Genomic DNA, 20,532 nt, shown 5'->3' on the forward strand with positions numbered 1-20,532 from the left:
CTCAAAATGGATGAGTCAGTTGATACGTTACTTTTGGTGTATTGGATTGCTTTATGGATTATTTTTGTGCGGCTATTAGTATCATTAAATGAAACAATTATGCGCAATAAGCGATATTTATCTCTTATCTTGTTATCTATAAACTGGCTCCATTGTTAATTAATAGAGCGAGACGGAAAAATGAAACTAGCAGTATTAGGCGCAACCGGTTGGATTGGCAGTACTATCATGCAACAAGCGATAAGCCGAGGACATGAAGTGGTTGCCGTAGTGCGTGATGCCAGCAAAGTCACTCAAGACGTGTCTGTGCGTACGCTTGATATTACACAAATGTCAGCACCAACAGTTGCAACAGCATTTGCAGATATTGATGTGGTTATCGTTGCCATTGGTGGCCGCGCCGCACAAAACCATGAGATTGTAGCGCAAACTGCCAAGCAGTTATTGCAGTATCTGCCTAAAACCGGCACGTCACGTTTATTATGGGTTGGCGGTGCGGGGAGCTTAGAAGTCGCACCAGGCGTGACGTTAGTGTCAACACCAGAGTTTCCTGCAGATTATAAAGCCGAAGCCATCGCCCAAGGTGAAGCATTAGCCGTGTTCCGTGGTACAGATTCTGCTATCGATTGGACCTATGTAAGCCCTGCAGCGATTATTTTCCCTGGTGATTCAGAAGGTCAATACCGTTTAGGCGGCGATGAGTTTTTTACTGATGCAGCCGGTCAAAGCCGAGTTTCAGTCGTCGATTATGCCAAAGCCATGGTTGATGAAGCCGAAAGTGCTAAGCATGTTAATCAACGTATTAGCGTTGCTTACTAAATTGTATTAAGCAGTTTTACATAATCTGATACAGGGTCAAAAACGATGCTCTTGATAACATTTTGAGTTTAAACGTACATGCCAGATAACCATGAAACAATCAAGTATCATGGTAAAATGGATACTTGGCACTGTCTATTATCATATATAAATCATAGCTATAATAAAAAGGGTGCCAAAATTGTTGGCACCCAATCGCTTTAACCTTTTTTCTTTCTAAGTTTGACTATCTCTGTTGTATTTGACTCTTTTTTCAATTTACGTTTTTCTTTTAACGATAACAATGGTTTTTTCATTTCATGTTTAGACATATTATCACCTAATAATAAATAAAATATTAATAATGTTTATTTAATGCAATAAAATAGATTTTTTAAATAAATAATCCATCGCCCTCCTTAATAATCTACCACAGTTAATATGTCAGTTGATTTTATTTTTAAATGTTGACTAAATTTCTTCTCGGAATAATATTTATTAATTTTTAAGTATATTTTAGAGGTAACTGTTTAATAGATCTGTTTTTAAAAATTACATGATTAAAACTCGCCATTTAAATATCGCCATTTAAAACAAACTATAAAAATATAGCAACTCAATGATTTAGTTAGTAATGGGTTTTATCTGTAAAACAGATGGGCGTAAATAGGCGCCCGTTTAAGCGGGGATTTTTAGGGCAAAGCTCCCTAAGAAATTAAGGGAGTAAAATATAATAATTGATATGTTCATTGCGTCAATATAGCAGCTTAAATAATAACTACAAGCAGATTCATGGAAATAAAAAAAGATAATAGTAACCTTAGTCGGTTATATATGTTAAAAGTCATAACTCCATAGTTTTTTCTCTAGGCTTTAATAAAATAACGGTCACATTGTTATAGTATGCCATTTATTAAAATGGCTTAATAATAAGTATGCACAATTGCTCATGCCAGTTAATGCAACCCTGCTAAATCCCTCGACCCTACATCCACAGATTTTTTAGCAACATTAAGGTTAATATTTCTTGATAAACAGCTTTGAGATAAAAATATTCAGGATGAAACATTGCTCAATGAAGCATTAAATCAGAAAGTAAAAGTCTAATAATAACATGATATATTTTATAAAAAATATATCATGTTAATAGTGGGGTGGTTTATAAGTGTATTAAAATTAAATGATTACGCTGGAGACTCTGGTTCTTTGCTAGGTAAATCTAGCGTGTCATCAATAATTTTGAGCTTAGCGGTTGTACTCGCCAGCCCTTTCTGGTTGATAGAAGATTTCTTTAATTTTAATTTTTATTAACCCTCCACCAGGCTTCGGCCATTCAATTTCATCACCTTGAGAAAGCCCAAGTAATGCACTGCCAACAGGTGCAAGTATAGAGATCTTATCACCATTTAAATCAAGATCTTTGGGATAGACAAGAGTCATCATAAACTCATCACGAGATGACTCGACAGTAAATTTAACTGTTGAATTCATGGTAACAATAGTAGGCGGAACTTCCGTTGGTTCAACTATATTTGCACGGGCAAGCTCTTCTTCTAGTTCACTGATGCCGACCATTTTTTTTGTCGGTAATGACTCGATTAACTTAAAGAGCCTTATAGCATCTAGTGACGAAATGGTTATTTCAGGTCGATTACTCATTTTTTCCTCAAACAGTCTAGTAATTAATGCTTTAAAATCTACCTTACGATCAAACTTTAACTTAACAAGAAAGTTCAACGAGGTAAAAATACTTATAATAAAAATTCATGTCCGATCTGAGATGCTATCCCTAATACATTAAAAATACCTTAATTAATTTAATTATTAATTTATAGTGATAAAACATATATGTCGCATAAGTGATTAACCATAAATATATCAATAAACCTACTATAACTGCCGGCTGCGGTATTTTTTATGAATTATCCCATTGATGACAAAACTCAATAAAGCTTTTCAACAGCGGGCTGTGATATTTATCTTTGTGAACCACCAACCAAAACGGTCGTTGCATATTAATATGATTGCCCTTAATTGGAGAATTGAGCTGAGTCACGCGGCCATCGTTAATCGCATATTGTGCCGCCAAAGCAGATAAACATCCTAAGCCAAGTCCAGCGGCAACACTGTTAATTAATGCCTCAGTAGTGTTAAGTTCAAACACTTCATGCCACGATTCTATTTGCGGTGCGATAGTACGCAAAAAAAACTCTCGAGAGCCTGAACCTGCCTCACGTAATACCCACTGACTTTGTTCTAAATCGTTAAACGTCCATTGTGCTTGCCGACTTATGGATAAATAAGGTGCTGCAATAATACACATTTCATCATGACTAAATTGACTGGCGATAAGCTCAGGGTGATGGCTTTTGCCTTCAATTAAACCTATGTCGAGTTCGTAATCCAGCAGTTTTTGGCAAATAAGTCGTGAATTAGAAATTACCACGCTTTGTGAGAAATGTTGATGTTGCTGTCTAAATTGGCTCAATAACCCAGGTACAACATGATTACCTAAGGTGTCACTGGCTCCTATTTTCAATTGACCCGTAAAAGCGTGGTCTGCATCAAACAATTGACTGATATTATTTGCTCTACTAAGCAGCTCGTCAGCAAGGGGCAATAGCTTATGTCCTTCTTGATTAAGAATTAAGCGGTTATTAACCCGGTCAAATAGCGGATGGCCCAGTTGTCTTTCTAATTCAGCCAGTGCCATGCTCACTGCAGCTTTAGACAAATATAATGCCTCTGCAGCAGCCGTTAGGGTTTTATGCTGAGTTATGCTGCTAAAAACATTGAGCTGTTTAAGTGAGATATTCATAACGCCTGTCTTGGTAAAGGTGTTTGCTGTAAAAAAAGAATAAAATAATGGTGCTTACTTTTAAGTGATTGTGTGTTTAGTTTTTCTGAACGTATGTTTCATATAATTGGATATATATAAACAAAGTGCAAGTGTAGCATAAGCTTATTCTCTGATGGGTAGTTTGAGGTTGTAATGATTCGAGCGTTAAAAAATACACTAATAGCAGTACCAACACCGATGGCAGGTCTTGCACTTGGTATTGCCAGTTTAGGCTGGAGTTGGGAATATGTGGTTAACTTGCATCATTATGGTCAATGGATAAGTGCTGCTATTGCCAGTGTATTGTTGCTGATTTTGAGTGGTAAATTTTTATTACACTCAAATCTATTACGCCAAGATCTCGCACATCCAGTGGTAGGTAGCGTGGTTCCGACATTTGCGATGGCATTAATGGTGGTGTCTAATTCGTTGGGTTATGTTTCTGCGTTAGCGGGAGATTTATTATGGTTATTTGCGGTATTGTTGCACATTAGTTTTTTAGTTGGGTTTATCTACCATCGCAGTAAGCAATTTTCATTAACTCACATGGTGCCGAGTTGGTTTGTTCCACCTATTGGTATTGTGGTCGCCGATGTGTCTTTTTCTGGTAATGTACATCTATTTTGGGTTGCTCATATAGCGCTTATTTTTGGTATGTTATGTTATGCGATAATGTTACCTATGATGATTTACCGTCTGATTTTTAAAGAACAAATTCCAGATGCGGCTAAGCCAACATTAGCTATTTTAGCAGCACCAGCGAGTTTATCTTTGGCAGGTTATCTGGCAATTACTCCGCAACCATCACCGGTAATTGTAGGGCTACTATTTGGTATTGGGGTGTTAATGACCTCTATTATTTACCTGTCATTTTTTAAGTTGTTACGCTTACCTTTTAGCCCAGGTTATGCTGCATTTACCTTCCCAATGGTGATTGGTGCAACGGCGTTATTTAAAATGTCTATGTGGATGGAAAGTGTCGGAATAGCTACCGAATATGTACAACAAATTAATGCGTTAGCTGAGCTTGAACTGCTAGTAGCCACTGTTGTTGTCAGTTATGTTTGCCTACGATATTTGCACTTTTACCAACCGAACAAAGTGTCGCTAGTTTCTTAATGTTTAATGGGCGTATAAATCTAATATTAATGCATTCAGTAGCGACGAAACGGGTCATCAAATGTGTCATCAAATTCGCGATTTAAAGAGTAACCACCATGACCCCAGCAATTGATATGGCGAAAAAACACAAAATAGACTTTAAGGTGCATGAATATCAACATGATACTAATAGCGAGTCTTATGGCTTAGAGGCTGCGCAAAAGTTGGCAGTGCCGGCCGAGCAAGTGTTTAAAACCTTAGTGGTGAGTTTAGATAATCACTCGTTGGTGGTTGGCGTTGTACCAGTGTCGTCGATGCTCAGTATGAAGTTAATTGCCAAAGCTGCTGGTGCTAAAAAAGCCCATATGGCAGAAGCATTAGCGGTAGAGCGATCAAGTGGTTATGTATTAGGTGGTGTCAGCCCATTGGGGCAAAGAAAGCGATTAGTCACTGTAATTGATGCATCGGCGCAGCTGTTCAATTGTATCTATGTTAGTGCTGGGAAAAGAGGCTTAGAAATTTCATTAAGTCCTAACGATTTACAGCAATTACTCAATGCTAAGTTTGCCGATATTTGTGCCCAGGGGTAAACCTTATTTGTGGTAAAAGGCTGATAGCAGCGTTAGCCTTGTCATCGGTTACCAAATATCCTCATCTCAATTTTTTCAAACATGCCTGTTTCAACTGATTCAGATTTACATTATCTAGACTTAGCATTCTATTGATAACGATTCATTGTTATCAATTTATTTTGGCTTTAAATTCTGCTTGAGTTTGGTTATTGGCTTTTTGGTACCAATAATCGAGCATTCGGCTTACTTCCGCTTGAGTGATATCTACAGGTTTTACTTCAAACACATCCGCACTCGAGCTTATCGCTTGGCTATGGTTATCGCTTATTGTGGCAACTTTTGATGTCGTGGTGAGTGATTTTTTGATAATGGCGGTACTAGGTGCGATAGCGGCGATGGCACCAGAGCTATTATATTGAGTGATTTCGTGGACAAAATTCCGTCCTATTTGTAGGCCTGACTTGATCAATTTGTCTTGGGTGAACGCAATCTCTTTACCGCTTTCATCCGTTAATTTTATGGCTGGTTTTAGAGAGAACTGCTTGGCACTTGAAGCTGAGTTAATGCTCGGTAGTGTTAATTGATAGTCTTGTGCGCTGGCGGTAAAGCGCAAGATTATAACATCAGAAACAAAGTTGTTTTGGCTACCGTTATCGCGGTAACGTGCTTGATAACGAAAGGCTATTTGTTGTATGGCATTAGGCACAGTTAAGTCGAGTTCTACGCTAGATTGTTGTTGTGAGGCTTTATTATTCACTAATACCGTTTCGGTTCTATCGGGCAATTGTAAACTGGCGGCTAACGTTAATTGGCTGAATACGCTAAGGCAAATAAACGCGATAATGCTACGCATAATGTGATCCCATATAAATTGATTAAGTGGTGGTGAATGCTGGACGGTAATGATCTGGCAGTTCAAAGGTTTTTAGGCTATTGCTGATTGGGCAAATAAAGCGAAAAAAACAGGAGGTCAGTACTAGATTTTGGCAATGTTCATCTGCATTGCCGTGTAAACGGTCGCCGACAACAGGATGTCCAAGACTGGCCATATGAATACGAATTTGATGCTTGCGACCCGTGTCTATTTTTACTTGTAGCTTTGATTGATTAAGCGTGGGATTGTATGCCAATAAAGTGGCATGCGACAGTGCTGGCTTATTATCGACAGGGTTATCAATACTAACGGTTTGGCTAGAAAATTTGCCTTCAACAATCACTTGATAATATTTTTCTAATGCGCGTGTCTCGAATAATTTAGCCAGCGCAGCAGTCGTTTTTTTATTGTGGCCAAGTACTAATAAGCCGGTTGCAGCGCGATCAAGTCGATGAATAATGAATGCATTACGTTGCGGTTGTAAGTGCAGCTCTGCGTAGCGATTAATGGTGGTGTGATCGCTCCACTTTGAACCCTGGCAGCGCATACCATAAGGCTTGTACCAAATACTGTATTCACCTTCATCAAACAACAACTCTGCAGCTGAAACCTGCTCGTCTAAAATATATTGATTGAAATACAGGTGTAATTTATCACCGGGTTGTAGTGCTTTTTTTGCGCGTCGAATACGATTAGTTTGTTTGCCGTGGCTGTGCCATATTGCGCCTTTTTGCATAGCATCTTTTAATACTTGTTTACTTAAACCGCTGGTTTGTGCCAGTAAATTGATGGTATCAGTACCATGCTCAGTGATATCAATATGATATTCAGTCTTGTCAGCAATCATTCTCAACTCTATACAGTGATTCGGCACACGGTCAATAAGGGTAAATGTTACCTTATTTGGCCGCAGTATGTTTATTAGTTAATGAAACTTTCTCTTGTGCTGCGTATCTGGGTATCATCTGCGGCAAAGTTGTTTTAGCATAATGCGACAAAACACAGCAGTCATTGGAGTAGGTAATTTGGAACACATCATTTGGGATCTTGACCCTGTACTGATCTCGTTTATGGGGTTAAAGGTTCATTGGTATGGGGCATTATTTGCGTTAGCGATTGCGACTGGCTTTCAAGTGATGAAGCGCATGTACGCAAAAGAAGGTTTAGATGTTGAATCTCTCGATAACTTTTTAGTCTATTGCGTAGTCGGTATTATCGTAGGTGCTCGTTTAGTTCATTGTATTTTTTATGATCCGAGCTATTACTTTGCACATCCGCTGAAAATTTTAGCTATTTGGGAAGGCGGACTTGCCAGCCATGGTGGTGGACTTGGAGCAATATTGGCCTTGTACTATTACAAACGACAAGTGAAGTTACCGTTTTTATTTTTACTTGACCGCTTAGCCATTGCCACCGCGATATTTGGCTTTTTTGTGCGTCTGGCTAACTTTGCTAACTCGGAAATTTTGGGCGAGCCAACTACGCAACCTTGGGGTATTATTTTTAAGCGGATTGACATGCTACCGCGCCACCCCGCGCAGCTATATGAATCGTTTGCTTATTTATTGATATTTATTGGCTTATACGCCATTTATAAATACACCAATATGAAGCAAAAACACGGCGCAATTTTTGGGGTGTTTTTAGTGTCGGTGTTCAGTGCCCGTATCGCGATTGAAAGTGTTAAGGTCAGTCAAGCCGCCTATCATGAGTCGCTGCTCAGTGCTGGGCAATGGTTAAGCTTACCGTTTTTGTTCACTGGTGTAGTGCTGCTGATTATGGCTTACCGTAAACCCCGTTAGGCGCTTAAATACTATAAAGCACGGCGATAACATAAAGAATGCATAATAAAAACGTCCTATGACAGATGCCATAGGACGTTTTTTTATCAGTATGCTTTAGCGGCAGTTCTGTGTTTAAACCGCTTCATTTTTATAGAGGCTTCATACCCGCGGGCAAATATTTAAAGCGTTTCATTTGTTCGTAATGGCTATCAACAATTTTTTGTACTTGCTCTGTTGTCAGCTTAGTTTTCCATTGATGCTTGCCACCATTTCTAAAGAAGGCATTAGCATTTTCGTGTTTTTCAACAAAGCCGCGTGTGGTTTCTTGAGCTTTCAATTGAGCAAAAGAAGAGTGCTTAATGGCATTTTTTAGGCGGACAGGATCTTTTTTCAAACCCAAAAATGATTCGACTTTTCGAAAGACTTTTTTGGGGTCATCCAAAATATCTTCATAACGTAAAATCAACTTTGACGCATCATCGGCAGTCCAGCTAGACACATGCATAGACCAAGAAGTAATAATTTGCGGCACATGTGGCGCTTCATTTGGGGTGCCTGTCATTTCTTCTGCCATATAAGCTATGGCTTCATCGATGCTATAACCAAAGTAATTGGCCATTGAGATTGCCACATCTAGCGGGTTACGAACCACATAAATTGCCCCTGATGTGACAGAGGAGTTATGCAGTGGATGACCGTTGTATTCGCCTAGGTAGTTGTGGGTTTTTACAAATGTGGTGCCATTAGCTTGATGCGCAATATCAGCCTGAACCTGCGGCCTTAGTACACTGACTTCTTCTAAAGTCAGTTCGGTGGTGGCCGTTTTGTCTTTCGGTAAATAATGCTGGTAACGATGCGCGGCCGACTCTGCCGTCGAAATGGTGTGCATGGTATTAATATCAATCGGTTGATCTTGATTTTGAATATAGTTCTCTAAAAATGCGCGTACCCAAGTGTTACCCGATTTAGGGTAAGAGGCCACCCAAAGTATGTTTCCCATCCGTAATCCTTTGTTATTATTTTTAGGTCTTTCAATGCAGTAAAACTACCGATAATTTAAAACTACCGATAATTGTACAAAATGGCAAGTTTACTGGGTTGTAGGTATAGGGATTAGAGTGTGAGCATTAAAAAGGAGATAGCTGAGTGTTGTATCCACTTTAACCGCTCTGACAAGGCTTTAATCCAGTAAACGTGTCCGTGGCGTTACTGTTTAAACGTTTTGATTTTACTTATGCAACCCTTTATACTTGCCGCTGCATTTTTATGCACTGCGCGTTTAATAAATTTTAAGCCTAATTTACACATATTACCGAGGTCGTTTTTTCATAATGAATATTAAGCCGCATTAGTTTTTCCTGCCTATTTGGATCGTTAAGATCCGTCCGTAATTGCTGCCATGTTGGTAGTTTTTGTTGTATATCACTATCCAATATCATTTTGTCGCATTAATGAGTTAATTTCACCGCTGACGCACGCTGATATATCAGGCGTTATCATATGTTATTGGCATATTGGCTAACATTAAAACAGAGTAAAATACATGATACAAAACATGAAAAAAGAATGGTTTTCCAACATCCGTGGAGACCTATTAGCCGGTATTGTTGTCGCGCTAGCGTTAATTCCTGAGGCGATTGCCTTTTCTATTATTGCTGGGGTTGATCCCAAAGTTGGCCTGTACGCTTCATTCTGTATTGCTGTGGTGATTGCGTTTACTGGCGGTCGTCCTGGAATGATTTCGGCAGCCACGGGCGCGATGGCGCTATTGATGGTGACCTTAGTTAAAGAGCACGGCCTAGAGTATTTATTGGCTGCCACCTTATTGACGGGCATATTTCAAATTGCTGCTGGTTACTTAAAGCTTGGCAGTTTAATGCGATTTGTCTCGCGTTCGGTAGTGACTGGCTTTGTGAACGCACTTGCCATTTTAATTTTTATGGCGCAGTTACCAGAGCTGACTAATGTGACGTGGCATGTATATGCCATGACCGCAGCAGGACTGGGTATTATTTACTTATTCCCATTAATCCCTGTTATTGGTAAATCGTTGCCGTCACCTTTAATTTGTATTGTCGGCTTAACCATTTTTGCGGTTTACATGGGATTAGACATCCGTACCGTAGGCGACATGGGACAACTTCCTGATACGTTACCAATCTTCCTTTGGCCAGAAGTGCCATTAACCCTTGAAACGTTAATGATCATCTTCCCTTATTCAGCCGGTCTTGCTGTTGTTGGTTTATTGGAATCAATGATGACAGCGACCATTGTTGATGATTTAACCGATACGCCAAGTGATAAAAACCGCGAATGTAAAGGCCAAGGTATTGCTAATATCGGTGCTGGTTTAATGGGCGGCATGGCAGGTTGTGCCATGATTGGTCAATCTATTATCAACGTAAAATCTGGCGGTCGTGGGCGTTTGTCGACCTTCTCTGCCGGTTTGTTTTTGTTAATCTTGATCGTGTTTTTAGGTGATTGGTTAAAAATGATCCCTATGGCTGCACTCGTTGCCGTGATGATCATGGTGTCTATTGGAACCTTCTCTTGGGATTCTATCCGTAATCTTAAACATCATCCTTTGTCGACCAATCTTGTGATGGTCGCCACAGTTGTTGTGGTTGTCGCTACCCATAATTTAGCGATTGGGGTATTTGTAGGTGTGTTACTTGCCTCGCTATTCTTTGCTAATAAAGTGGGCCGTTTTATGGTGGTTAAAAGCACCGACACCACCGCAGAAGCCGGCCGTCATTATCAAATTGTTGGCCAAGTCTTTTTTGCCTCAGCAGATAAGTTCAGCAACTCATTTGATTTCAGAGAAGTGGTTGAAAAAGTCACTATTGATTTATCTTTGGCGCATTTTTGGGATATTACTGCGGTATCGGCGCTCGATAAAGTGGTGATTAAATTCCGCCGCGAGGGGACTGAGGTTGAGTTAATAGGTCTTAACGCAGCCAGCGCTACCATTGTGGATAAATTTGGTGTGCATGATAAACCAGAAGACGTTGAAAAAATGATGTCAGGTCACTAAGCCCATAGCAACCCCATAAAAGGATAATATTGATGACAAATGTGATTGCCTGTATCGATGGTTCAAAAGCTACACACGCTGTATCAGATGCGAGCGGGTGGGCGGCTATGCAGTTGAATGCCCCTGTGATGTTATTGCATGTATTGGATAAGTCTGCCTATCCGACAGAGTTAAATCTGTCTGGCAATATTGGCCTTGGCAGCCGCGAGCATTTACTTGCTGAAATGGTTGAACTTGAAGGGCGCATGAGTAAACTCGCGCTCGAACAAGGTAAATATATGTTACAAGATGCTCAAACGAGCATTGTAGCAGCGCAACCTACTGTGACGGTGCAAACACTGCAGCGCCATGGGGATTTAGTGGAAACGCTGCTTGAGCAAGAAGCCGATGCCAGACTGGTGGTTATTGGTCGTCAAGGTGAGCAACATCAAGATCAAGCGCAAGCGATTGGCAGTCATTTAGAAAGTGTTATTCGCACGCTTAAGCAGCCGATTTTAGTGGTGATGCCTGAGTTTACAATGCCAAGCCGTTTTATGATTGCTTATGATGGCAGCGCCACCTCGAAAACAGTGCTCAAGCGCGTGATTAGCAGCCCACTACTTAAAGGGCTCGGATGTCATTTAGTGATGGTGTCTGACAATCAGTCGCAAGCTACAACTGAACTAACTTTGGTTGCAGACTCACTTACTGAGGCTGGGTTTGAGGTAACAACTGCGGTTTGTCAGGGAGAGGTGCAAACTGCTCTTGAGGCTTACCAGCTAGCACACCAAATTGATTTAATGGTAATGGGTGCTTATGGTCATTCACGTATTCGTGAGTTTTTTGTTGGTAGTAACACGACACGGATGATCAGTAAAAGCCACATCCCATTGTTATTGTTGCGCTAAGCAAAAAGACTAGGATCGCTTCGCTGCTAGGGCGGACTACGTCCTGCTAGGATCGCTGCGCTGCTAGAGCGGACTTGCGTCTTGCTAGAGGCTAGGTTCTTGATTTTATAGGATCTAGCCGCGCAGCGACCTAGCAGCGTAGCGCTACTAGGCTACTAGTATGCTGCGAGCTAGGTATTTGCTTAAGCAACAACACTTGGCTACAGTGACTTTTCTGCTTTAACAGCACACACCTTATATTCTGGAATTTTTGCAATGGGATCCAATGCATTAATGGTCAGCTTATTGGCTGCGGCTTCGGCAAAGTGGAATGGTAAAAATAATACGCCTACCTGAGCCCGCTTAGTCACAAAGGCGGCTATTTTAATACTTCCGCGGCGAGTACTCAGTTTCAACATATCACCGTTATTGACGCCCAATTGCTCTGCATCAAAAACCGAAATCATTACTCTGGGCGAGCCTTTAATATCCAGTTCCGGGGTTTTGCGCGTCATGGTGCCAGTATGAAACTGTTCCAGTAAACGACCTGTTGAAAGGGTTAAAGGATATTCGCTATCGGGCATTTCAGCAGGTAGTCGATAACTCACGGGCATCATTCTGCCTTTACCGCGTAAAAATGTTTCGGTATGCAAAATCGGTGTGCCAGGATGGTTTTCATCAAAGCATGGCCATTGTAAACCATCTACTTTGTGTTCAAGCCGTTGCCAAGTCAGACCTTGATATTGCGGGGTGACGTGGTTAATTTCATCCCAAATATCTTTGGTGCTGTGGTAATGCCAATTAGCATCAAGGCTGTTGGCAATCATTTGGATAATTTTCCAGTCTACAATCGCATCCCCCGGAGGGGTTAACGCGACACGTAATTGTTGTACCCGACGTTCGGTATTAGTGAAATGACCCTCTTTTTCAGCAAAGGCGGTCGCAGGTAATACCACGTGGGCCATTTGGGCTGTTTCGGTTAAAAAGATATCTTGCACTACCATAAACTTGATTGTAGACAGCGCCGCAACCACATGAGCTTGGTCCGGATCGCTTAGCACTGGATTTTCACCCAATACATACAAAGCATCGAGCTTGCCTTTAACAATAGCCTGCATGATTTCAGTTGCTGCTAATCCTATCTCTGAGTTAAGCGTAGCGTTGCCCCAAGCTTTGGCAAATTTAACGTTATTGAGTGGGTTATCGACTTGCTGATAACCCGGATAATAATTAGGTAGCGCGCCCATATCACAGGCACCTTGAACATTACTTTGGCCGCGCAATGGATTGAGTCCACCACCCGTTACACCTATGTTGCCACACAGTAATTGCAGGTTAGAGGTGGACACTACATTGTCGTAACCTGAGGTATGTTGAGTAATTCCCATGGCATAATACAAGGCGGTTTTGTTTGCTGTGCCAATCATTTTAGCCATAGCGGCAATGTCTTCGGCATTTACACCAGTAATTAATGCTGCATTGACTAAGTTGTAATCAGGCTTCATCACTTCTTGCTTGAGCAATTCATAGTCTTCAATACGGCTATTGATGTAGTGCATGTCTTGCCAGTTATTGATGATAATTTGCTGCATGATGGCATTAAGCAACATCACATCTGTGCCAGGTTTATGTGATACATATAAATGGGCACTATCTGCGATAGTGGTTTTCTTTGGATCGGCGACAATTAAGCGTGCGCCGTGTTGGCTAACGGCTCGTTTAATATGCGAGGCGATAATAGGGTGGGCGCTGGTGGTATCTGAGCCGATGATAAAAATCACATCTGAGTCTTTAATGCTGGGAATATCATTAGTCATAGCCCCGCCGCCAAGGGTATCGGATAGCCCTGCGACAGACGATGAATGACATAATCGTGCGCAGTGATCAATGTTGTTGGTGCCCATAATGCTACGGGTGAACTTTTGCATTAAATAGTTTTCTTCATTGGTGCATTTAGCAGAAGACAATGCCGCAAACTTGCTTGGCCCAGCGGCATCTTTAATCGGTTGTAGTTGCTGAGCAATATAGCTAATAGCCTCGCTCCAAGTGGCGGGTTGCAGTTGACCATTTTTGCGTATTAATGGCGTGGTAAGGCGTTTAGGACTGTTTAAAAAGTCAAAACCAGAGCGCCCTTTTACACACAACATGCCCTCATTTACCAGCGAGTGAGTGTCACCGGTGACACGCATAACGTGATTTTTTCTTTGGTCTACATGCAACTCAACCCGGCAACCGACGCCACAATATGTGCACACGGTGGAGGTTTTAGTTAACGCTCTATCCGTGCCTTGGGTTTTATCGCGGGCATCAACCAAAGCGCCAGTAGGGCAAACTTGCACGCAGTTGCCACATTGCACACAATCGCTGTCATTCATCGACGCAGTAAAGCCAACACGAGGGGCGTTGCGGCTAATGCCTGTTGTAGCAGCATCGGGTAGCGCTTGATAGCTATTGGCTTCAAAGTTAATAACGTTATGGCCACTTTGTAGATGGCAGGCTTCAACACACGCACCGCAGCTGATACAACGATTGGCATCAAAGGTAATAAAAGGTGCACTGTTATCGACTTTAAATTTACGCGCCTGAGTTTGATCCAGTGTTTTGCCGTCAACTTTATATTCGGTGGCATAATCGCGTAACTTACAATCAGTATTGGCTTGGCATGCACATTCTAAACAGCGCATGGCTTCTTTCATTGCGGCGTCGGGAACAAAGCCCAGTTCCACTTCGGCAAAGTTAAGCACTCGATTTAATTGATTTAACTCAGGCATTTTTAAGCGTGCACGTTTCACTGTCTCGGGATATAAGTCAGGGTATTGTTTAGCAGACAATGAAGCGGTTTTGTCGGCTTTTCTTGAGTTAAAATCTTCTTGTTGTAAATGACAGGTTAAGCCTTCAGTTAATAATCCTTCAATGGCTTCAGCGGCTTTTCGGCCGTCTGCCACAGCCCCAACGGCAGTGCCTGGGCCAGTGCGAGAATCACCAATAACAAACAGTTTTTCCACCCCAGCAGACATGGTTTGCTCGCAGCCAAGGAAGGTATGCCAGCGGGTGAGGGCTATTTGGCCTGTGTCTATTTGATTTTCTGGTTGATCTAAAAAGGCTAAATCTACTTGCTGAGATACTGCGGGTATTACGGTATCAAAGGCTTCCTCAAAGGTTTCTCCGGTCGCTTTGGGAGAGCGGCGACCCGATCCATCGGGCTCGCCGAGTGCCATTTTCGCAAAGGTGACTGATTTAACTCGGCCTTGGCTATCACTGTGGTTTTCGATAGGATTAGTAAGAAAATGAAACTTAACCCCTTCTTCTTCGGCTTCAAGTATTTCATAGGGTTCTGCTGGCATTTCATCACGGCTACGGCGATAGATTAAGGTGACATCGGCGCCATCGCGTACAGCCGTTCGGGCGCAATCAATCGCAGTATTACCGCCACCAATCACGGCTACTTTTTTGCCTGTAATGAGTTTTTTGTCGGTGCAATAATCACGTAAATAATCCACACCTAAATAACAACCGATTAAATCACTGCCAGGGTAATTCATTGGCACGGCTTTTTGTGCGCCAATGGCGAGGCAAACCGCATCATAATTAGCGACTAAATCGTGAAGATTGATATCGCGACCTAGTTCACATCCAGTTTTAATCTTTAGTCCGTTACGGGTGAGCAGTTCAATTTCTTTATCTAGAATATCTTTGGGTAAGCGGTACTCTGGAATACCATAACGTAACCAGCCTCCTGCCTTTTCAGCCGATTCCATGATGGTGACATCGTGGCCATTATTAGACAAATAATAACCGGCGGTGAGTCCTGCTGGGCCACTGCCGATAATGGCAATGCGCTTGTTGGTGGCTGGTGCCTTTGGCGGAACATAAGACTCTGCATCGTCTAAATCTAGGTCAGCAGCATGACGTTTTAATTGGCGAATCGCCACAGGTTCATCTACCAGTGCGCGGCGACATTGGGCTTCACAAAAAGCCGGGCAAACACGGCCTATAGACAAGGGCAAAGGTAAGGTTTGTTTGATAACTTTGACGGCTTCTTTATGATCACCTCTAGCGATATGATACAGGTACGATTGCACGTCAACGCCGGCAGGACAAGCGGTTTGGCAAGGTGCTTCACAATCAGCAAAGTGATCACTTAGAATATCTTTGAGTGCTTGTTGACGAAGATGGCTTAAGTGGCTTGATTGGGTAATGACCTCTAAGCCCGTTTCAAGCGGTGTTTCACAGGCGCGAACACAGCGTAAACTGCCATCATTATTTTTGATTTGTACTTGGCATAAGTTACAGTGCTGCTTGGCCTGGTTGTGGGAAAAGTCACACAAGCTGGGAATATTAATACCGGCGTTAGAGGCCGCTTTTAACAAGTTGTCTGCTTGGGGAAGCGCTAGCGATATGCCGTCGATAGTGATATCAATCATGGTAAGACCTTTTAATTAGGTTGAGTCACTGGCTAGGTTTTGATGCCTTTAATAATGCGCCAAATGGGACTTTATTGGGCTATGACTGCGCAGGCAAAGTATGTCTATTAGGGTTGTGATGTTGGCTCTAGTATTAGTGTTACTCGCCTATTTGGGTGTCCAAAGGCGTAGTAACAGCCTCTTTCTATTTACCCAGTTTAATTTGAGCCGCGACTTACCGATGTGACTCAGATCATTTTTGCTATTAATAAATGAGAAATATAAATTTAATGTTTAATAAACAATTGTTTGGATCTTTTTATTTTGTTGGTTGTAGCAATAAAATGAGAGGTTTTGTTCGGTTGTTCGTCATTATGAACAGTTAAACGTACGACTTGCGGAAGTATTGTTGATACTGCTAGAGGTGAATTAACAGGCGGAGCGACATTTGCTCAGCCTGTTAATTGAAATTGTAATTGAAATTGTTATTCTTGGTCGTTATTTCAAATATTATTGTCAGTTGTATTTAGATATTATTTCAGTCTAAAAACCACTTCAACTCGGTCGCTAATCGCAACTTGTCCTTGTTGATAGGTTTGTGCTACATCTGCACTCACTTTCATCGTGGCGCGGTACATTTCTGGCTGATTGGCTTGTTGCGGAAAGTACCTTACTTGCCATACCCCAGCAATTTGTTCACCAAAGCCTTTTGCGAGTGATTGTGCTTTTTGTTTGGCATCGTTAATGGCTGCTTGGCGAGCCTGGGCAATAATATCGGCTTCTTGGCTCGATTTAAGTTCAATATTGTTAACGTTATTAATCCCTTCAACCAAAGCGCTGTCGAGTAATTCATTTAAACTGTTAAGGTCGATTACGGTAATGGTCATTTGACGACTAGCGTTATAGCCCGTGAGTTTACGCGGTTCATTTTGCACATACATGTACTGCGGATTGAGTTGTAAGTTAGCACTTTGAATGTGCTTTTTGTCGATACCCGCTTTGAGTAATCGCTGCATAAATTGGCTAACCGCTTCGTCGGCTTTATCTTTTGCCGCTTTGGCGCTATCGGCTTCTACTGATACTTGAACATTGATGATAGCCATGTCTGCAGCCGCTTCAATGGTACTGGTTCCCACGGTTTCAATATGAGCGAAGCTTAACTCTGCCGCTTGCACTGTCGATAAACTGCTGGTGGCGGTTAAGGTAAATAAAGCGCCTGAGATAATGCGAGTAAGTAATGTTTTATTCATGATGACTCCGCTAATGGTTAGCTTAATTGCTGTCTTTAACCGCGCTTAATACTGTGTTAACACAGGTTAAAATGGGTCTGTTATCAGTGTAAACGGTGCTAAATTAAAAAAGGGTTTTATTGTTTATTTTTATTGTTTATTTTTATTTTGAGTGAAAAGTTGTGCTGAAATAGTAAGTAATTTATCTCTTATCCATTGGTTTACCGGATCTTCTTGGGCTTGTTGATGCCAATACATGTGCACGGCTAAATCGGGCACTTCAAAGGGCAACGGTGACACTACAATAGGCATAGATTGTTGCAGTAACATGGCGTAGCTATTGGGCATGGTCATTATCATGTCTGACTGGCTGACAACATTGATGGCGGCAAAGTAGTGTTCACAACGCAAGGCGATATTACGAGCGATGCCTTGGGTTGCTAAAGCCATGTCGACGGTATCGATGGCAAAGTCTTTTAGGCTGACTAACGCATGTGATGCTTTGGCATAATTTTCCAGCGTAAGCTGTTGCAATATTGGGTGATCTTTACGGCAAATAAGCGAAAAGGCTTCGTGGCAAATTAAGCTACTGCGTATATCTTTATGGGTTGGCATCAGCACATCAATGACAATATCTAGGTTTTGCTGCGCTAATGCGGGTTCGAGTTCTGTACGCTTAATTTGACGGCTGTTTACCGTGAGATTAGGGGTGTTTTTAAGTAAGTCTGGCACCAATATCGGGAAAAACATCGACTCTAAAATATCTCTTAAGCCCAGTTTTATTTCCCTTTTGTGTTGTTGAATATCAAATGGGGCAGGGTTTGATATGCTGTTATTGAGCAAATTCATTGCTTGTTGCACATCAGGAATGATTTTTTGGCACAAGGCCGTTGGCACCATTTTACGGCCATGACGCACAAATAATGGGTCGTTAAATTTATCGCGTAATCGTGCTATAGCATGGCTTACCGCTGGTTGAGTTAAGTGCAGTTTAGTTGCGGCGGCAGTAATACTTCCTTGCTGATAAACGGTGGTCATGACCAAGAATAAATTCAAATCAATCTTACTATGCAGCATATTAATAGTTATCTATGATTTAGTATCATTTGAGTTTATTTTAGGCTTGGTTAAATTAAAGTCAAACTAAACTCATAAAAGCAGACTCCAGATGACCACTTCACATGACGAACAACAAGCCCAACAAATTAAAAAAATGACTATAGGTACCGATAAATACCCTATGCCATTGCCACCTAAATTTGATAACAAACACCAGCAGCAACAATTCGAAAAACAGCGCTTAGCCGCTGCTTTTAGAGTATTCGCTCATTATCGATTTGATGAAGGCTTGGCTGGCCACATTACCTTGCGTGATTGTATTGACCCAGAATCGTTTTGGGTTAACCCATTGGCGGTGCATTTCTCCAAGGTTAAGGCATCAGATTTAGTGCGTGTTGACCATAAAGGCAATATTTTAGAGGGTAAACATGCGATTAATAATGCCGCGTTTGCGATTCACTCGCGTATTCATCATGCTCGCCCAGATGTGAATGCTGTGGCCCATGCCCATACTACCTATGGTCGTGCCTTTTCAGCATTAGGACAGTTGCTTAAACCCATCTCACAAGACGCCTGTATGTTTTATGAAAACCACGGTGTATTTAGCACCTTTACTGGCGTAGTCGCTGACTTGTCGGAAGGCGATATGATCGCAGAGGCGCTGCAAGGCCATGCTGCGGTTATTTTACAAAATCATGGTTTATTAACCGTAGGTAAGTCGGTTGATGCCGCTACCGCTAATTTTGTGATGTTAGACAGTTGTTGCCATAGTCAATTGCTGGCGCAGGCAGCTGGTGACGTTAAATTGATTGGTCATGAAATTGCCACCAAAACCCGCCAAATGAATGGGTCTGACTTGGTGACTTGGGGGAATTTTCAGCCTATGTATCAAGTGGTACACGCCCAAGATAATAGCTTTTTAGACTAGTTGTCATCAGTTTGATTTTTAACCACACTCGCTAGCTTAGTTTGGCTTAGTTTGGCTTAGTTAGCCTAGCTTAACTTGGTTTAATCTAGTTTAATTTAGGCTAGCTCAGCTCAGCGAGTCAGGATGCATCTCTATGACAGGTTCGATTATTACTGAAGTACTGCTGCCGTTGGCGCTTGCCTTTATCATGTTTGGTATGGGCTTGAGTCTAACTCGGTTCGATTTTTTACGACTTTGGCAGACTCCTGCGCCTATTGTGGCGGGTTTTGTCGGGCAAATTATTGCACTGCCGTTACTGGCTTTTGGCATTTGTGTCGCAATGGATCTTTCTACGCCGATGGCTGTTGGTTTGATGATTTTGGCAGCGTGCCCTGGCGGTACAACCTCAAATGTAGTGAGCCATTTAGCCAAAGCGAATTTGGCCTTGTCAGTTAGCTTAACGGCCATAAGCAGCATAGTGTGCGTGTTAACGGCGCCATTTGTGATTCAGTTTTCGCTGAGTCACTTTGCAAATAGTGCTAACGGTGCCCCCATTGATGTGTCACTAAGCAGTATTTCATTGGGATTGCTGGTCATCACATTATTACCGATAGTATTTGGCATGCTTGCGCGCAGTTACTTTCGTGATTGGGCGATAAAAGTTGAGGTGTACTTTAGGCGCTTTGCGTTAGTATTTTTGCTACTGATGATCATCGGAGTGGTGATCAAAGAGCATGCAATTATTGTAGAGGCCTTTAACGAGGTGTTTATCGCGTGTTTGCTGCTTAACTTTGGCGCCATGTTTATTGGCGTAATAAGCGCTAAATTACTCGCGCTCAGTCATAAAGATACCTTAACGTTGGCGATAGAGATTGGTTTGCAAAATTCTACAATGGCAATGTTAATTTGCATTAGTTTGCTGCAAGCTCCTAGCTATGCTGTGGTCGCAGGGGTTTACAGTTTAACCATGTATGCTGGCGCCGGATTACTGATTGCTTATGCCAGTTACATTCGCTCGGATAAACATACAGCCGTTCAAGCTCAAACTCGCGACTCACGTTAACCG

Annotated in this window: 16 protein-coding genes; 8 read left to right on the plus strand and 8 right to left on the minus strand. The window is 41.8% G+C overall.

Going from position 1 to position 20,532, the window contains the following annotated elements; all coding sequences use genetic code 11:
* The first annotated feature begins 180 nt into the window (after positions 1–180).
* Positions 181–819: an NAD(P)-dependent oxidoreductase gene (locus tag EGC82_RS05555; protein WP_124729875.1), complete on the plus strand. Its 639-nt coding sequence runs from the start codon at positions 181–183 to the stop codon at positions 817–819.
* Between the two features lie 1,224 nt (positions 820–2,043).
* Here EGC82_RS05555 and rnk read toward each other — a convergent pair.
* Both rnk and EGC82_RS05565 read right to left on the minus strand, forming a co-directional pair.
* Complete coding sequence (gene rnk, locus EGC82_RS05560) at positions 2,044–2,457, minus strand: nucleoside diphosphate kinase regulator (RefSeq protein WP_124729876.1); 414 nt, start codon at positions 2,455–2,457, stop codon at positions 2,044–2,046.
* A 256-nt stretch (positions 2,458–2,713) separates the two neighbouring features.
* Entirely contained in the window at positions 2,714–3,616 is a 903-nt protein-coding gene (locus EGC82_RS05565; RefSeq protein WP_124729877.1) for a LysR substrate-binding domain-containing protein, read from the minus strand.
* 174 nt (positions 3,617–3,790) lie between these two features.
* Here EGC82_RS05565 and EGC82_RS05570 point away from each other — a divergent pair, with 174 nt between their 5' ends.
* Positions 3,791–4,756 (plus strand): TDT family transporter, encoded by a 966-nt coding sequence (locus EGC82_RS05570; RefSeq protein ID WP_124729878.1) that lies wholly within the window; start codon positions 3,791–3,793, stop codon positions 4,754–4,756.
* Positions 4,757–4,854: 98 nt separating this feature from the next.
* Positions 4,855–5,328, plus strand: coding sequence for a Cys-tRNA(Pro) deacylase (gene ybaK, locus EGC82_RS05575; protein WP_124729879.1), 474 nt, complete (start codon positions 4,855–4,857; stop codon positions 5,326–5,328).
* A gap of 151 nt (positions 5,329–5,479) precedes the next feature.
* On the opposite strand, the gene EGC82_RS05580 is transcribed toward ybaK, so the two are convergent.
* Positions 5,480–6,163, minus strand: a complete 684-nt coding sequence (locus tag EGC82_RS05580) for a DUF2057 family protein (protein ID WP_124729880.1) — start codon at positions 6,161–6,163, stop codon at positions 5,480–5,482.
* Positions 6,164–6,185: 22 nt separating this feature from the next.
* Positions 6,186–7,031 carry a pseudouridine synthase family protein gene (locus EGC82_RS05585; RefSeq protein WP_124729881.1) on the minus strand — a complete coding sequence of 282 codons (846 nt, stop codon included), beginning with the start codon at positions 7,029–7,031 and terminating at the stop codon, positions 6,186–6,188.
* A 178-nt stretch (positions 7,032–7,209) separates the two neighbouring features.
* On the opposite strand from EGC82_RS05585, the gene lgt reads away from it, so the two are divergent.
* The gene (gene lgt, locus EGC82_RS05590; protein WP_124729882.1) at positions 7,210–7,986 is read left to right on the plus strand and encodes a prolipoprotein diacylglyceryl transferase; all 777 of its coding nucleotides are present in this window, start codon (positions 7,210–7,212) and stop codon (positions 7,984–7,986) included.
* Between the two features lie 130 nt (positions 7,987–8,116).
* On the opposite strand, the gene EGC82_RS05595 is transcribed toward lgt, so the two are convergent.
* On the minus strand, positions 8,117–8,968 hold the full coding sequence (locus EGC82_RS05595; protein WP_124729883.1) for a sulfotransferase domain-containing protein: 852 nt from the start codon (positions 8,966–8,968) through the stop codon (positions 8,117–8,119).
* A 543-nt stretch (positions 8,969–9,511) separates the two neighbouring features.
* Between EGC82_RS05595 and EGC82_RS05600 the strand changes: the two genes are divergently transcribed.
* A complete protein-coding gene (locus EGC82_RS05600) occupies positions 9,512–11,002 on the plus strand; it encodes a SulP family inorganic anion transporter (RefSeq protein ID WP_124729884.1) in 1,491 nt (496 codons plus the stop codon).
* 32 nt (positions 11,003–11,034) lie between these two features.
* On the plus strand, positions 11,035–11,889 hold the full coding sequence (locus tag EGC82_RS05605) for a universal stress protein (RefSeq protein WP_124729885.1): 855 nt from the start codon (positions 11,035–11,037) through the stop codon (positions 11,887–11,889).
* A gap of 200 nt (positions 11,890–12,089) precedes the next feature.
* Here the strand turns inward: EGC82_RS05605 and fdhF are convergent, their stop codons facing one another.
* The 3 genes from fdhF to EGC82_RS05620 all read right to left on the minus strand — a co-directional run bounded on the left by fdhF (position 12,090) and on the right by EGC82_RS05620 (position 18,577).
* Positions 12,090–16,292 carry a formate dehydrogenase subunit alpha gene (gene fdhF / locus EGC82_RS05610; RefSeq protein WP_124729886.1) on the minus strand — a complete coding sequence of 1,401 codons (4,203 nt, stop codon included), beginning with the start codon at positions 16,290–16,292 and terminating at the stop codon, positions 12,090–12,092.
* A 512-nt stretch (positions 16,293–16,804) separates the two neighbouring features.
* On the minus strand, positions 16,805–17,521 hold the full coding sequence (locus EGC82_RS05615) for an oxidative stress defense protein (protein ID WP_124729887.1): 717 nt from the start codon (positions 17,519–17,521) through the stop codon (positions 16,805–16,807).
* Positions 17,522–17,650: 129 nt separating this feature from the next.
* Entirely contained in the window at positions 17,651–18,577 is a 927-nt protein-coding gene (locus tag EGC82_RS05620) for a LysR family transcriptional regulator (protein WP_124729888.1), read from the minus strand.
* 91 nt (positions 18,578–18,668) lie between these two features.
* On the opposite strand from EGC82_RS05620, the gene EGC82_RS05625 reads away from it, so the two are divergent.
* Both EGC82_RS05625 and EGC82_RS05630 read left to right on the plus strand, forming a co-directional pair.
* Positions 18,669–19,487: a class II aldolase/adducin family protein gene (locus EGC82_RS05625; RefSeq protein ID WP_124729889.1), complete on the plus strand. Its 819-nt coding sequence runs from the start codon at positions 18,669–18,671 to the stop codon at positions 19,485–19,487.
* Positions 19,488–19,620: 133 nt separating this feature from the next.
* Positions 19,621–20,529, plus strand: a complete 909-nt coding sequence (locus EGC82_RS05630) for a bile acid:sodium symporter family protein (protein WP_124729890.1) — start codon at positions 19,621–19,623, stop codon at positions 20,527–20,529.
* The last annotated feature ends 3 nt before the right edge of the window (positions 20,530–20,532 follow it).

Origin of the sequence: Shewanella livingstonensis (assembly GCF_003855395.1) — a bacterium.
Classification (GTDB): Bacteria; Pseudomonadota; Gammaproteobacteria; order Enterobacterales; family Shewanellaceae; genus Shewanella; species Shewanella livingstonensis.

Coding starts and splice junctions, on each gene's coding strand:
- EGC82_RS05555 (WP_124729875.1), top strand. CDS start 181: ATGAAACTAGCAGTATTAGGCGCAACCGGTTGGATTGGCAGTACTATC.
- rnk (WP_124729876.1), bottom strand. CDS start 2,457: ATGAGTAATCGACCTGAAATAACCATTTCGTCACTAGATGCTATAAGG.
- EGC82_RS05565 (WP_124729877.1), bottom strand. CDS start 3,616: ATGAATATCTCACTTAAACAGCTCAATGTTTTTAGCAGCATAACTCAG.
- EGC82_RS05570 (WP_124729878.1), top strand. CDS start 3,791: ATGATTCGAGCGTTAAAAAATACACTAATAGCAGTACCAACACCGATG.
- ybaK (WP_124729879.1), top strand. CDS start 4,855: ATGACCCCAGCAATTGATATGGCGAAAAAACACAAAATAGACTTTAAG.
- EGC82_RS05580 (WP_124729880.1), bottom strand. CDS start 6,163: ATGCGTAGCATTATCGCGTTTATTTGCCTTAGCGTATTCAGCCAATTA.
- EGC82_RS05585 (WP_124729881.1), bottom strand. CDS start 7,031: ATGATTGCTGACAAGACTGAATATCATATTGATATCACTGAGCATGGT.
- EGC82_RS05595 (WP_124729883.1), bottom strand. CDS start 8,968: ATGGGAAACATACTTTGGGTGGCCTCTTACCCTAAATCGGGTAACACT.
- EGC82_RS05600 (WP_124729884.1), top strand. CDS start 9,512: ATGATACAAAACATGAAAAAAGAATGGTTTTCCAACATCCGTGGAGAC.
- EGC82_RS05605 (WP_124729885.1), top strand. CDS start 11,035: ATGACAAATGTGATTGCCTGTATCGATGGTTCAAAAGCTACACACGCT.
- fdhF (WP_124729886.1), bottom strand. CDS start 16,292: ATGATTGATATCACTATCGACGGCATATCGCTAGCGCTTCCCCAAGCA.
- EGC82_RS05615 (WP_124729887.1), bottom strand. CDS start 17,521: ATGAATAAAACATTACTTACTCGCATTATCTCAGGCGCTTTATTTACC.
- EGC82_RS05620 (WP_124729888.1), bottom strand. CDS start 18,577: ATGCTGCATAGTAAGATTGATTTGAATTTATTCTTGGTCATGACCACC.
- EGC82_RS05625 (WP_124729889.1), top strand. CDS start 18,669: ATGACCACTTCACATGACGAACAACAAGCCCAACAAATTAAAAAAATG.
- EGC82_RS05630 (WP_124729890.1), top strand. CDS start 19,621: ATGACAGGTTCGATTATTACTGAAGTACTGCTGCCGTTGGCGCTTGCC.